The organism is Lacisediminihabitans changchengi, assembly GCF_016634425.1.
GTDB lineage: Bacteria > Actinomycetota > Actinomycetes > Actinomycetales > Microbacteriaceae > Lacisediminihabitans > Lacisediminihabitans changchengi.
Genome location: NZ_JAEPES010000001.1, coordinates 172,223 through 186,337, shown reverse-complemented (window position 1 = coordinate 186,337; position 14,115 = coordinate 172,223). Strand labels below are relative to the sequence as shown.

At 67.1% G+C, this 14,115-nt stretch carries 10 protein-coding genes; 8 read left to right on the top strand and 2 right to left on the bottom strand.

The features are described from left to right. Positions 1-10 precede the first annotated feature (10 nt). Together IV501_RS00915 and IV501_RS00910 are read right to left on the bottom strand one after the other, a co-directional pair. The gene (locus IV501_RS00915) at positions 11-1,009 is read right to left on the bottom strand and encodes an aldo/keto reductase (RefSeq protein ID WP_200554536.1); all 999 of its coding nucleotides are present in this window, start codon (positions 1,007-1,009) and stop codon (positions 11-13) included. Beyond that, a complete protein-coding gene (locus IV501_RS00910) occupies positions 1,006-1,911 on the bottom strand; it encodes an LLM class flavin-dependent oxidoreductase (protein WP_200554535.1) in 906 nt (301 codons plus the stop codon). The genes IV501_RS00915 and IV501_RS00910 overlap by 4 nt, the downstream gene beginning before the upstream one ends. Positions 1,912-1,968: 57 nt before the next feature. Between IV501_RS00910 and ffh the strand changes: the two genes are divergently transcribed. The 8 genes from ffh to rpsP all read left to right on the top strand — a co-directional run bounded on the left by ffh (position 1,969) and on the right by rpsP (position 14,115). Then, positions 1,969-3,585 (top strand): signal recognition particle protein, encoded by a 1,617-nt coding sequence (gene ffh / locus IV501_RS00905; protein WP_200554534.1) that lies wholly within the window; start codon positions 1,969-1,971, stop codon positions 3,583-3,585. A 305-nt stretch (positions 3,586-3,890) separates the two neighbouring features. Next, on the top strand, positions 3,891-7,136 hold the full coding sequence (gene aroA / locus IV501_RS00900; protein ID WP_200554533.1) for a 3-phosphoshikimate 1-carboxyvinyltransferase: 3,246 nt from the start codon (positions 3,891-3,893) through the stop codon (positions 7,134-7,136). Continuing rightward, positions 7,133-8,305 (top strand): acyl-CoA dehydrogenase family protein, encoded by a 1,173-nt coding sequence (locus IV501_RS00895; protein WP_200554532.1) that lies wholly within the window; start codon positions 7,133-7,135, stop codon positions 8,303-8,305. The genes aroA and IV501_RS00895 overlap by 4 nt, the downstream gene beginning before the upstream one ends. Before the next feature lie 25 nt (positions 8,306-8,330). Then, positions 8,331-9,149 (top strand): SDR family oxidoreductase, encoded by an 819-nt coding sequence (locus tag IV501_RS00890; RefSeq protein ID WP_200554531.1) that lies wholly within the window; start codon positions 8,331-8,333, stop codon positions 9,147-9,149. After that, a complete protein-coding gene (locus IV501_RS16475; RefSeq protein ID WP_200554530.1) occupies positions 9,146-11,182 on the top strand; it encodes an FAD-dependent oxidoreductase in 2,037 nt (678 codons plus the stop codon). Before IV501_RS00890 ends, IV501_RS16475 begins: the two co-directional genes overlap by 4 nt. Before the next feature lie 51 nt (positions 11,183-11,233). After that, positions 11,234-12,055 carry an LLM class F420-dependent oxidoreductase gene (locus IV501_RS00880; RefSeq protein ID WP_200554529.1) on the top strand — a complete coding sequence of 274 codons (822 nt, stop codon included), beginning with the start codon at positions 11,234-11,236 and terminating at the stop codon, positions 12,053-12,055. A gap of 387 nt (positions 12,056-12,442) precedes the next feature. Beyond that, positions 12,443-13,381 carry a DMT family transporter gene (locus IV501_RS00875; RefSeq protein WP_307812118.1) on the top strand — a complete coding sequence of 313 codons (939 nt, stop codon included), beginning with the start codon at positions 12,443-12,445 and terminating at the stop codon, positions 13,379-13,381. Positions 13,382-13,596: 215 nt separating this feature from the next. After that, on the top strand, positions 13,597-14,115 hold the full coding sequence (gene rpsP / locus IV501_RS00870) for a 30S ribosomal protein S16 (protein ID WP_200554528.1): 519 nt from the start codon (positions 13,597-13,599) through the stop codon (positions 14,113-14,115).

Below are 14,115 nucleotides of genomic sequence, written 5' to 3'. Positions count from 1 at the left end.
CGCGCGCTGCTCAGAGCGGGAAGAGCGCGCTCACCTGCTCGGCCACATCCTCAGGAAGGTCAAGCGCGAGCGACTCGGTGACTGCATCCCATTGCGCGGTCCGCCTCGGCGCGACGATCGTCGCGGTGACCAACGGATGCCGTCGTAGCCACGCGAGAGCAAGACCACTGGTCGACACGTCGAGTTCCCTGGCCAGCTTCCGCAGTGCGGTGACGCGGGCCAGGTTCTCGAGCGTGAACGACGACGCGTACATCGCCGGTGCCAGCGCAAGCCGACTCCCCGGCGCGGGGTCGGGCAACTCGTCCGGATCGCCGCCGGACTGCTGTGCAGCATCCACCATCCGGTCGGACAGGATGCCGCCGGCTAGAGGCGAGAACCCGACGAAACCAATGCCCTCCGCCGCAAGCAACGGCAACAGGTCGGGTTCGGAGGCTCGGGTGAGCAGGCTGAACTCGTTTTGCACCAGCGCTGGACGAGGCAGCCCCGCCCGGTCGGCGGCGAGCAGCCAGGCTTCGACTTCGCGAACGGTGACGTTGGAACATCCCCACGCCCTGATCTGCTCGGCGTCGATCGCCCCAGCAAAAGCCGTGACGGTCTCCTCGAGCGGCGTGTACGGGTCTGCAGCATGCGTGACGTACAGATCGACCCGCCCGAGCCGCGACCGACTGAGCGCGAGCTGGCGGTCGATGTGGTCGGCCGAGAGGGAAATGGTCTCCTGACCTCGCTCGACCACATTGCCGACCTTCGTGGAGACGAGCACGTCGTCATGCTCGCGTTCCTCACGCCAGCGTCCGATCACGCGTTCGCTCTCGCCTCGGGCAAACGAGTTGGCCGTGTCGACCGCACGGATGCCGACCTCGTAGGCCTCGTCGAGTCGCTCGAGCGCCTCATCGGTCTTCATGCCGAGCCCGACACGGGAGGGAGCCGAACCGATACCGCCGATCGCTGCACCACCGACGAGGTATTCGGTGATCGGGATACCGCTGGTGCCAAGGTCACGCGTGATCACTGTGCTTCTCCAAAGGACTGTGCTTCTCCCAAAGACTGTGCTTCTCTGAGTTCTGCGATGCGCGCTGCCACAGCGTCGAGCACGCTCTCCGATCCCGCGTAGATCCCCGACTCGCGCGGCCAGTGGGTGATCACATCGGTGAATCCGAGGTGCTCGGCACGACCGACCAGGTCGTCGAAAGCCGCGACGCTCTCGAGCGCGTACTGCCCGCCCGAGTCGAGAGAAAGGTAGCGATCGACGGAGGAACCCGTGTCGTCGAGCCGCGACGACAGCTCGCGAACCGACTCCCACCACTCCTCGCCCGTCGCGCCATCGCGCCCTGTGGTCACCCAGCCCTGCCCGTAGCGGGCGGTCAGAGCGAGCGCCTTCGGCCCGTTCGCCGCCATCACGAACGGCACGCGCGGCAGCTGCGCCGGCACCCCGACCATGCGTGCCTCGTGCGCCGTGAACCAGTCGCCATCGAGGGAGATCGGGCCATCCGTTTCGAAGCGGAGCAGCGCATCCAGCTGGGTGACGAACTCAGCGAAACGCTCGTAGCGTTCCTTCGGGCTCAGCTCGCGATAGCCGAGCACGTACGCATCGAATCCGGTACCACCCGACCCGACTCCCAGGATGAACCGCCCACCGGCGATGTCGTCGAGGGTTGCGATGTCTTTGGCGAACGTCACTGGATGCCGAAAGTTGGGCGAGGCGACGAACGTGCCAAGCCGGATGGTCGAGGTCGCCGTCGCTGCCGCGGTGAGCGTCGGAATAGTCGCGCCCCATGGCTCGTCGGCGAGCGAGCGCCAGGAGAGATGGTCGTAGGTCCAGGCGTGGTCGAAACCCAGGGTCTCGGCAGAGACCCACAGGCGGCGAGCATCCGTCCAGGGCTGTTGGGGGAGGATGACGATTCCGAAGCGCATGCCCCGAGCCTAGAGAGTGCGGGTGCCCAGGGGATGCCGGGTTAAACTGGAGACACCATGGCCACGTTTGGAAACCTCACCGACCGACTCGTCGATACCTTCAAGAACCTCCGCGGCAAGGGCAAGCTCAGCCCGGCGGATGTCGACGGTACCGTCCGCGAGATCCGTCGCGCCCTGCTCGACGCCGACGTCTCGCTCGATGTCGTCAAAGACTTCACCTCGAAGGTGCGCGAGCGCGCCCTCGGTGACGAGGTCTCGAAGGCGCTGAACCCGGCCCAGCAGGTGGTGCAGATCGTCAACGACGAACTGGTCGCCATCCTCGGTGGCGAAGCCCGCCGCATCCAGTTCTCCAAGAATCCGCCGACGGTCATCATGCTCGCCGGCCTTCAGGGTGCCGGTAAGACGACCCTCGCCGGCAAGCTCGCCAAGTGGCTCGCCAAAGAGAATCACACTCCGCTGCTGGTCGCCGCCGACCTCCAGCGCCCTAACGCCGTCACCCAGCTCAAGGTCGTCGGCGAGCAGGCCGGCGTTCCGGTCTTCGCGCCTGAGCCCGGCAACGTGGGCGCCGAGGACGCGGCCCCGAGCCGCGGCTTCTTCGGCGGAACCGTCGGCAACCCGGTCAAGGTCGCCAAAGACGCGATGAAGTTCGCCCGCGACAAGCAGTACGACGTTGTCATCGTCGACACGGCCGGCCGTCTCGGTGTCGACCAAGAACTGATGAAGCAGGCTGCCGACATCCGCAAGGCCATCGATCCCGATGAGGTCTTCTTCGTCATCGACGCCATGATCGGCCAGGACGCGGTCGCGACGGCCAAGGCCTTCCAGGAGGGCGTCGACTTCACCGCGGTCGTGCTCACCAAGCTCGACGGTGACGCCCGCGGTGGCGCGGCGCTCTCCGTCGCCTCTGTCACCGGTCGCCCGATCATCTTCGCCTCGACCGGTGAGGGCCTGGATGACTTCGAGCCGTTCTATCCCGACCGCATGGCCAGCCGCATCCTCGACCTCGGTGACATCCTCACCCTGATCGAGCAGGCGCAGGGTGCCTTCGATGAGGAGGAGGCGCGCAAGACCGCGGAGAAGTTCGCGACGGACAGCTTCACCCTCGACGACTTCTTGAAGCAGATGCAGCAGCTCAAGAACATGGGCTCGATCAAGAACATGCTCGGGATGCTGCCCGGCGCCAAGGGCATGCGCCAGCAGCTCGAGAACTTCGACGAGTCGGAGATCACGCGCACCGAGGCGATCATCCAGTCGATGACGATGCAGGAGCGCCGCCAGCCCAAGGTGCTGAACGGCTCGCGTCGGGTGCGCATCGCTCGCGGTTCCGGCACGACGGTCACCGAGGTAAACGCCCTGGTCAACCGTTTCGAGCAGGCCGCCAAGATGATGAAGACCGTCGCCAAGGGCGGTGTGCCACAGGTTCCCGGCATGGGCCCGATTCCGGGAGCGAACTTTGGCGGTGGCCGCAAGCAGCAGCCGAAGAAGAAGAGCTCGAAGTCGGGCAACCCGGCCAAGCGCGCGGCGGAGAACGCTGCCATGGCCGCGGGAGCGAAGCCGTCCAGTGGCGCCGCTGCAGGCTCGGGCTTCGGGCTCGGTGGGGGCAACCCCGGGTCAGCGGGAGGACCGAGCGAGGAAGAACTCGCCTCGCTGCAGAAGTTCCTCGGCCGCGGCTGACCCCGGCTCTGAATCTGAACGGCGCTGAACCTGAACGGCGCTGAACCTGAACGGCGCTGAACCTGAACGGCGCTGAACCTGCCCGGCGCTGAACCTGCCCGGCGCTGAGCCTGGCCCAGAAAAGGCCCCTCCGCGTGTTGATCGCCGCGGCGATCAGGCAATAGCTTTTTTAGCGACGGGCGATCCCCGTCGCTCTGGCTCGGCTCCCCGCTGATTCCGTGTGGTGAGCCGAGCGGAGCGCCGCCTGTGCGGTCTCGGCCGCACCGTCCTCTTCCGCCCTCGCGACGGAGGAAAGGTGAAGCTCCGTGCGCTTGCTGGTGAGGGGAACCGACCACCGTCTGACCGGAGAGCTCCACATCCCGGTCTCGAAATACCACGCGCATCGCGCGCTCGTGCTGGCCTCCCTCGCACCGGGCACGTCAGTGATCACCGGTATTTCGACGACCAGGCAGGTGGAGTGGACGGTGAGCGTCTTGCGGTCGTTGGGCACCGACATCCGTATCGAGGGAAATGACTACCTCGTCACCGGCGCGCCGGCCGGCAGCAGTCGCTACCACGGTACCGACCTGATCGAGCGCGGAAGTCGGGGGAACGAGGGGCTGCTCAACGTCGGTTCTTCGGGTACGACGTTGTACTTCATGACCGGTCTTGCCGCACTATCCGACCGGCCGACGACGCTCACCGGTATGAAGTACTTTCGTCGGCGCCCCATCAGAGCGCTGCTCGATTCGCTGCGCCAGCTGGGCGTGCGCCTCGAAGCGACGGATGACTGCCCGCCGATCACCGTGCACCCGCAGCGCCCGACGGGCGGTGAGGTCTCCATCGCCGGCACCCTGTCGCAGTGGCTGAGCGGTCTGCTGTTGCTCGCGCCCTTCGCCATGAACGACTCCGTCATCCATGTGACCGGAGGGGCGCTGAACGAGCAGCCGTACGTAGAGCTGACCGTGCGGATGATGCGGCAGTTCGGCCTGATGGTGGAGCACGATGACGACTGGCTCACCTACCGCATCCCGGCGAATCAGACCGCCGCGCCGACGACATACGTGCTTCCGCCCGACATCGGCTCGGCCGCATTCGGCATCGCGGCAGCGGCGATCCATCCCTCCGACGTGCTGTTCCGTGGGCTTCATGCCACCACCGCCGCCGAGACCGATCACCCCGAAGCGGAGTTCCTCGACCTGGCGACCGCGATGGGAGTGCCACTCGAGCGGGACGAGACCGGGTTCGTGCGCATTCGGCACGACGGCATCCGTCTGAAACCGCTCGATATCGACTGTCAGCCCATTCCCGACCTGCTGCCGGTGCTGGCCACGATGGCGACGTTCGCAGACGGCACCAGCAATTTTCGCAACATCGGCCACATCAGGTTGAAGGAATCGGATCGGGTGGCGGCGATGTTGCAGCTGAACCGCATGGGCGGCGCCGTCGAGCAGTCCGCCGATGAGCTGCGGGTGACCGGGGTGACGGGTCTCGAGTCGGCCGGGCTGCGCGCGGCCGGGATGTCGTCGTTCAATGACCATCGCGTGCTGATGGCGCTTGCCGTCGCTGCGACGCGGGCGGCAGGGCAGTCTGATCTGACGTATCCGCGGGCCTATCGCATCAGCTACCCGACCTTTCTCGAATCGATGACCTCGATCGCGCTGGACGTGTGTATCGCGGCGCCAGCCGCGGCCGCAGCGGCGGAGGCGGCCGAAGAGGTAGCGACCGAGGCAGAGGGCGGCGCGCGGGAGGGTGCTACGGATGTCGACGGCGCAGCCCCGGGGTGGTCTGACGGTCTGGCGGCCGATCCGCTCGTGCTCACCGAGGCCGTTCGCGCGCTCGCCGTGGCACAGCCCGATGCGCCGGCGGTGATCGAGGTGGGCGCAGAGAAGCCAGCCTCGACCTCGTGGCGCGAACTCCAGGACGAGGCCGATCGCATCTCGGCGCTGCTGCTCGACCTCGGCGTGCAGCGCGGGGATGCCGTGGCACTGCAACTGCCCAACTGGCGCGAGTTCGTGGCGATCACCCTCGGCATCGCGCAGATCGGCGCCGTCGTGACACCGATCATGCCGGTGTTCGGCACCCGCGAGGTCACGATGACGCTCGCCCGTTCGCACGCCAGGGTGCTGTTCCTCCCGAACGTCTTTCGCAGGCGGCGCCCGGCGGCCGAACTCATCGACGTGGTGGCCGAAGCACGTTCCCAGGGTAGGTCGCTCGCCCTGGAGAACATCGTGGTGCTGCGCTCCGAGAGCCGATATGGGAGCGAGGAGTCGACGTCATCCGCTCCCATTCCGGAGGCAGCGAACGACCGCAACGCCCCAACCAACTGGTCATGGCGCTACTACGACAGTGCGCTCGCCGCCGTGACCCCTGACCTCGAGCTGATCCGGTCGCGCGCTCCTCGCCCCGATGACCTGTTCCAGCTACTGTTCACCTCCGGCACGACGGGGGAGCCGAAGGGCGTTCAGCACTCTCACCGCACCCTCGCCCTGGCCACGGCGATGGAGGTGCGCCACCTCGATCTCACCGCCGACGACCGCATCTACGTTCCCTCGCCGCTCGCCCACCAGACCGGGTTTCTCTATGGCATGTTGCTGGCCTGGCGACTCGGGGTCGCCAGCGTGATCCAGCCCGCCTGGGATGCCTCGCTCGCGCTAGATCATGCCTTCGGGCAGGCGCGGGCGACGTTCGTGCAGGCGGCGACCCCGTTTCTCACCGATCTGGTCGACCTGGTGGAACACGGCGCTCCGGCGCCGGAGTCGCTGCGCATCTTCGTGGTGACCGGTGCAGCGGTTCCCCGAGACCTCGCCGGGCGGGCCACCACGGTGCTCGACGCGTCGGTTCTCGGCGCGTTCGGCACCACCGAGACGTGTCTCGGCGCTCTGGCAGCCCCCGGCGATAGGGCAGCGGATGCCTGGGGCAGCGACGGGCGCGCCCTGCGCGGTGTGCGCATCCGCATCGTCGACGACACCGGAGCCCGGATGCCCGCGGGGGTCGAGGGCAACTTCGAGCTGCTGTCGCCCACAATGTTCGACGGTTATCTCGAGCGGCCCGACCTCACCGCAGATGTCTTCACCGCCGACGGCTGGTATCGCACCGGCGATCTCGCGTATCTCGACGCGTCCGGGTTTCTGCATCTCACCGGACGGGTGAAGGATGTCATCAACCGGGGAGGGGAGAAGATTCCGGTGGCCGAGATCGAGAATCTGCTCTACCAGCATGAGCAGGTGGCCGACGTGGCAATCGTCGCCATGCCCGACGCGCGGCTCGGTGAGCGCGCGTGCGCGTTCATCGTTCCGGCCCGCGGCTCGCTGCTGGGGCTGCGCGAGATGCAGCGCTATCTCGATCGGGCCGGCGTCTCGAAGTATTACTGGCCGGAGCGGATCGAGCCGATCGACGCGCTGCCCCGAAACGCCGTGGGCAAGGTGCAGAAGAATATCCTCAGAGAGCGCGCCGCTGCGCTGGGAGATGCCGCTCCACCGGACAGTTCTCAGTCAACGCAGAGTTCTCAGTCAACGCAGACTTCTCAGTCAACGCAGACTTCTCACTCAATGCAGAAGGAGACAGTATGACCGTCCTCGACATGGCCGTCCTCGACGACGCGGCGTTCCAGTTGCTCAAAGCCGACGTCGATGCGTGGGTGCGGGGCCCCGGCGAGGATTTCGCGAACCAGATCGAAGCGACCGGGATCGTGCCGCCCGAGCTGTTTCTCGACCTGAAGGCCCACGGTTTTCTCGGGCTGGCGGCTCCGGAACGACTCGGCGGCAAAGACATCCCGTTCAGCCGATACCTGGAGCTGATGGAGATCTTCTCCCGTTCGCACGCCTCGATCCGCATGCTGGTGCATGTGATCAACGGCACCTGGCGGGCCATGGATGAGTTCGCGACCGAGGCGCAGCGCGACCAGATCGTACGCCCGTCGGTGGCGGGCGATGTGCTGGTGGCCTTCACACTCACGGAGGCGACGGCCGGAACCGGCGCGGACATCCGCACCACCGTCCGTCGAGAGGGCGACACCTACTATCTCAGCGGCGAGAAGCAGCTGATCACCTTCGGGGTGAAATGCGACTACTGGCTGCTGCTCGCCCGGCTCGAGGGCTCGACCGGGCAGGACGGCACCGTCGCGCTGTTGGTCCCCAACGCCGGGCTTCCGGGCGCCGAGGTGATCGACGACTCCGAGACCATGGGGGTTCGCGGCACCGATCACGCCATCCTGCACTTCGATAACACCCCGGTGCCCGTGGCGAATCGGCTGGGCGAGGAGGGGCAGGGACTCACGATCATGCTCGGCGGATTCCTGCTGCCGAGCCGGGTCTCCGTCGCGATGAGCTGCGTCGGCCTGGCCGAGCGTGCCCAGGAGCTCGCCGTCGAGTACGCGAATCGCCGCGAGACCTTCGGCAAGAAGATCGCCGATCGGCAGGCGATCCAGTTCTACCTGGCCGAGAATTACGCCGACATCGCCGCGGCGAGAGCACTGGTCATCCACGCGGCGAAGGCCTTCGAAGAGGGCGCAGCCGATGCGGGGGTGCTCTCGAGCGCCTCGAAGATGATCGCCGTCGACATGCTCACCCGGGTCACGGACAAGGCACTGCAGGTGCACGGCGGCAGCGGCTACTGGAAGCGCAACCCGATCGAGCGGGTGTACCGAGACGCCAGGGCGCAGCGGTTCGAAGAGGGAACCAATGAGATTCAGAAACTCATCGTCGGGCGCGCGGTCGTCACCGGCGCTGTGACGAACTAACCCCCGAGAACTGAATAGAGAAGACATGTCAGAAGACTCGCCCGTCGCCCTCATCACCGGGAGCTCCCGCGGGATCGGTCGACTGTTGGCCGGCAAGCTCGCCGCTCGCGGTGTCGACATCGTCATCAACTACAAAGCCAACGCCGACCTCGCCGAGGAGGCGCTCGCCGAGGTGCGGGCTGCCGGTGCCGACGGCATCACCGTACGCGCCGACATGGAGGAGCCCGACGATATCGACGCGCTGTTCGAGGCGGCACGGGAGCGGTTCGGCCGGCTCGACTATTTCGTCGCGAACGCCGCCGCCAGCGCCTTCAAGCCGGTCAGCGCACTCAAGCTGCACCACCTCGATCGCAACTGGGCGATGAACGTGCGCTCCTTCGTGCTCGGCGCACAGCGCGCGGTCGACCTCATGCCGGCGACCGGCGGGCGCATCGTGGTGGTCACCAGCTACGGGTCGTTGCGGGCGTTCCCGACCTATGCCTCGCTCGGCGCGGCCAAGGCCGCGAACGAGTCGTATGTGAAGTTCATGGCCACCGAGTTCGGCCCGCGCAATATCACCGTCAACGCGGTCAACGGCGGCCTCATCGATACCGACTCGCTCGACTATTTCTACAACAGCGTTCCCGGCATGGCCCCCATGGAGACGGTGATCGAGAAGATCCCGCTCGGCCGCCCCGGAACAGCGGATGACATGGCCTCCGCCGTCGAATTCCTGCTGTCTCCGCAGGCCGGCTACATCACCGGGCAGACGCTCGTCGTCGATGGCGGGCTCACCGTGGTCGCGCCGCCGTTCTGGGCCGACACCACGGGAGACCTGCGCGCGGCTGTGTTCGGTTCTGAGTGAACCTCCTTCCGCTCACCCGCAGTCCGTGGCGGCTCGGCGGGCTGGAGGTCCAGCACCGGGTCGTCATGGGCTCGATGCATACCGGGCTGGAGGTGGCCGACGACGGGGGAGCGGCTCTCGCCGAGTTCTACCGCGAACGGGTGATCGGCGGTGCCGCGCTCGTCATCACCGGCGGCCTCGCGGTCAGCTCGGTCGGCCGCGGCGGTCCCGACTACGGGGTGCTGACCGATCAGCGTTCACGCTGGCAGAAGGTCACCGATTCCGTGCACGAGGCGGGCGGCTTGATCTCCGCGCAGCTGTTCCACGCCGGACGATACGCGCTGAGCCTCGCCGACGCAGACGGGCCGATGCAGGCGGTGGCTCCCTCCGCTGTGCCGTGGAGTGCCGCGCGTGGCGCCGTGCCGCGACAGCTCTCGGGGCACGAAGTGCTCGCCACCATCGAGGACTTTGCGCGCGCGGCATCCGTTGCCAGGGAGGTCGGCTTCGACGCGGTCGAGATCATGGCCTCGGAGGGCTATCTGATCAACCAGTTCTGCTCTCCGCTCACCAACCTGCGCGACGACGAGTGGGGCGGTGACGCCGCTCGGCGGCGGCGGTTCGCGGTCGAGACGCTGCGCGCGGTGCGGGCGGCGGTGGGCGACCTCCCGGTGCTGGTGCGGATGTCGGGCGCCGACCTGATGCCAGGATCGTCCACCCAGGAGGAGACGGATGACCTCGCTCGGTCACTGGTGCCGAGAACTGAGTATGGTGCTGGTGTCGACGGTCTGAGCGTCGGCGTCGGCTGGCACGAGTCGCGCGTGCCGACCGTGCAGGCGTCGGTGCCGCACGGCGCCTGGCTCGTGTACGCCGAGCGCATCGCTGCCGTTGTCGACGGTGCTGTCCCGGTGATCGCGAGCAACCGCCTCACCGACCTGCGCGACGTGGAGGCGGTGTTGTCCCGGGGCGACATCGCGGCGGTCGCCCTGGCGCGGCCCTTTCTCGCCGACCCGCGAATCGTGGAGCGCAGTTTCGCGGAAGACTTCGGTGCCGTGAACTCCTGCATCGGCTGCAATCAGGCCTGCATCGACCGGTCGCTCGTCTTCGAACCGGTGTCGTGCCTGGTCAACCCGAGGGCGGCGCGGGAGACGCGCTATCCGCTGGTGCTCGAGACACGACGCTCGGTCGCGGTAGTGGGCGCCGGGCCGGCGGGCCTCGCTGCTGCGGCCGATCTCCATCGACGGGGGCACGCGGTGACCCTGTTCGACGCCGACGAACCGGGCGGCCAGTTCGCTCTGGCGGCCCGTATCCCGGGCAAGGAGGACTACGCGCTCACCGTGAGTGCGGCGCTGACGCAACTCGCCGGCTCTGAGCTGCGCTTCGGGACACTCGCAACCGCTGACGACCTCGCAGACTTTGACGGGGTGATCGTGGCGACCGGCGTTGTGCCGCGTCGGGTCGACATCCCCGGCGCCGATCTGCCGCACGTGCTGAGCTACGAGCGTGCGCTGCGCGAGGGGGTGCCGCCGGGAACGGTGGCGATCATCGGCGGGGGAGGGATCGGCGTGGATGTCGCCGCGTACCTGGTCGAGTCGCACGACGAACGCACCCGCGCCGTGGAGTTCTCCGCGCGGTTCGACCTGCCGCCCACCGATCACCTGGCGCGGGTGGGGCACACGACGCGACTCCGCCCCGGCAGTCAGGTGACCGTGTTGCGCCGCTCCGGCCGCTTCGGCGCCGGGATCGGCATCAGCTCGCGCTGGGTGGCGCTCGGGCGCCTTCGCGATCACGGCGTGAGCATGCGCACCGACCTCGGCTACCGGCGGATCACCGCTGACGGTGTCGAGATCGAGACCGCCGAGGGGATCGAGATGATCCCCGGGCGAACGGTGATCGTGTGTGCGGGGCAGGAGCGGAACGACTCGCTCGTGCCGGGGCTCGTGGCCGCCGGCATCCGTCATCTGGTGGTCGGGGGCGCCCGCGACGCGACCGGGGTGGATGCGGTTCGAGCGACGGCCGAGGCGCTGGCCGCCGCGCGCGAGATCACGCGAGCGTGAATTTGCCGGGTCGACACCTCCGCGCCGTCTTGCAGTCGTAGGCTCGATTTCATGACTTCAGAGAAGAGCAGCACAGTTGGTGGCAGGCCTGTCCGCCTCGGGGTGCAGATCGCCCCCCAGCACGCCTACTACGAGAAAATCCGCGACACCGCGGCCGAGCTCGAGGAGATGGGCGTAGACATCCTCTTCAACTGGGACCACTTCTACCCGCTCTCCGGCGAACCGGATGGCCTGCACTTCGAGTCCTGGACGATGCTCGCGGCCCTCGCCGAGCAGACCAGCCGCGTCGAACTCGGTGCCTTGGTCAACTGCAACAGCTACCGCAACGCGAACCTGCAGGCCGACATGGCCCGCACCATCGACCACATCAGCGCGAAGGGAACCGGAACCGGGCGCTTCATCTTCGGCACCGGCTCGGGCTGGTTCGAGCGCGACTATGACGAGTACGGCTACGAGTTCGGCACCGTCGGGCAGCGGCTCGACGCGCTCGCCGCCAACCTGCCGGTCATCGAGGAGCGCTGGACCAAGCTCAACCCGCCGCCCACCCGGCACATCCCGGTGCTGATCGGTGGCGGTGGCGAGAAGAAGACGCTGCGTATCGTCGCGAAGCACGCCGACATCTGGCACTCGTTCAGCGACGCGGCGACCCTGGAGCGCAAGCTGGGCATCCTGGCCGAGCACGGTGACGCCGTCGGTCGCGACACGAGCCAGATCGAGATCTCGACCGAACTGTCTCGCCGCACCGTCGCCGACGCCGACGAGGTGTTCGAGCTCGGTACAACGCTCTTCACGCTCGGCATCAGCGGCCCCGACTACGACCTCTCGCCGGTGCGCGACTGGCTCGACTGGCGCGACGCGAAAAACGCGAAGTAGCGGCGCTTCCGGCGCTCCATTTCTCCGAAGCGGGGCCCTGCACCTTGTGCACGTTGCTGACCTGACGGCGTACACATTTCCGATGGCGTGCACATTTCCGATGGCATGCACATCTCCGACGGCCTGCACATTTCCGATGGCGTGCACATCTCCGACGGCCTGCACATTTCCGACGGCCTGCACATTTCCGATGGCGTGCACATTTCCGAAATGAAGGCTTTTTCAGAACGGATGCGGTGTGTCGTCGTCAACACTCCGCGCCCAGTTCAAAATCACCTTCATTTCGGAAGACCTTCATTTCGGAAGACCTTCATTTCGGAAGACCTTCATTTCGGAAGACCTTCATTTCGGAAGAGGAGCACTCCGGCATTCGCTAGCCTCGTGAGCGTGACTTCCCCGACGCCCTCCTCATCGTCGTCCGCCTCCCTCGCTCCCGTTCGCGCCCCCGGACTCCGCCCCTCCGTAATCGTCGCGATCGTGGTGACGGTGCTGGCGTGGGCGAGCGCGTTCCTGGTGATTCGCGGGGTGGCACCGCACTTCAGCGGGGGAGCGTTAGCGCTGGCGCGATTAACCGTGGGCGCGATCATCCTGGGCGTGGTCATGATTGGCCGTCGGTGGACCAGGATGTCCGCGCGGGAGTGGCTGCTGGTCATCGTCTTCGGAGTGGCCTGGTTCGGTGCATACAACGTGACGCTCAACCTGGCCGAACACACCCTCGACGCGGGTACCACCGCCATGGTGGTCAACATCGGGCCGATCCTGATCGCGCTCGGTGCCGGCGTCTTCCTGGGCGAGGGCATTCCGCGCTGGTTGGCGATCGGGGCAGGCGTTGCCTTCGTTGGCGTCGTGCTGATCGGCATCTCCACCGGGCTCTCGGCCCTGCAACAACCCGGCCTCGGTGACCCGATCGGGCTGATCTGGGCCCTTGTCGCCGCGATCACCTACGCAATCGGAGTGCTCTGCCAGAAGCCGGCACTCAAGCGGCTGCCTGCGCGGCAGGTCACGTTCCTCGGTGCGGTGATCGGCGCGGTGGCGTGCAGCCCCTTCGCCGGGCAGCTGGTGCACGATCTGTCCCGCGCTCCGGTGGGCAGCATCCTCGGTGCCGTCTATCTCGGTGCGGTGCCGACCGCGCTCGCCTTCAGCACGTGGGCCTACGCGCTGTCGAAGATGCCGGCGGGGCAGCTCGGCGTCACCACCTACGTCGTACCGACCATCGTCGTCATCTTCGCCTTCCTGTTCTTCGGCGAGATTCCGGGCTGGCTCGCCATTGCCGGCGGCGTCGTCTGCCTGGTCGGCGTTGCGCTCTCCCGCCGTCGCCCGCGCTGAGTCGCCATGATCGGACGGAGTGCGCGCCCCGCATAACCAGTCCCCACCAGGACTGGTTACCGAGGCCCCAGAAATCTGCAAGAATGGTCAGTCGAGTCTTTCGCCCTTCGACCCTCTAATCAAAGGGCATCGACTCCCATTAGAGCTTTCATGCCGGGTGTGCACCCCACGCTCACGGCAAGCAACTCGCCCCAACAAAAACTCACGGAGAAATTGTGGCTGTAAAAATTCGTCTGAAGCGCATGGGCAAGATCCGCGCTCCCTACTACCGCATCGTCGTCGCCGACGCGCGCGCCAAGCGCGATGGTCGTGTGCTCGAGGAGATCGGCAAGTACCACCCCACCGAGGAGCCCTCGCTGATCGAGGTCGACTCCGAGCGTGCGCAGTACTGGCTCAGCGTCGGCGCCCAGCCGACCGAGCAGGTCGCCGCGCTGCTGAAGCTCACGGGCGACTGGGGCATCTTCAAGGGTGACAAGAACGCGGTCAGCACGGTGAAGACCAAGCAGGCCAAGGAAGAGTTCGTCGCCGACGAGAAGAAGAAGCCGGTGCTCAAGCCCAAGGCCGAGGTCAAGGCTGCCCCCGAGGCGACCGCGGCTGCGACCCCGGTTGAAGCGGATGCTGCTGCCGACGCCGTTCGTGCCGAAGAGGCTGACGACTCGACCACCGTCACGCACGAGACCCCGGCCCAGGTCGACAACAGCGGCGTCGACGCTGCGAACGCCGACAAGGCCTAA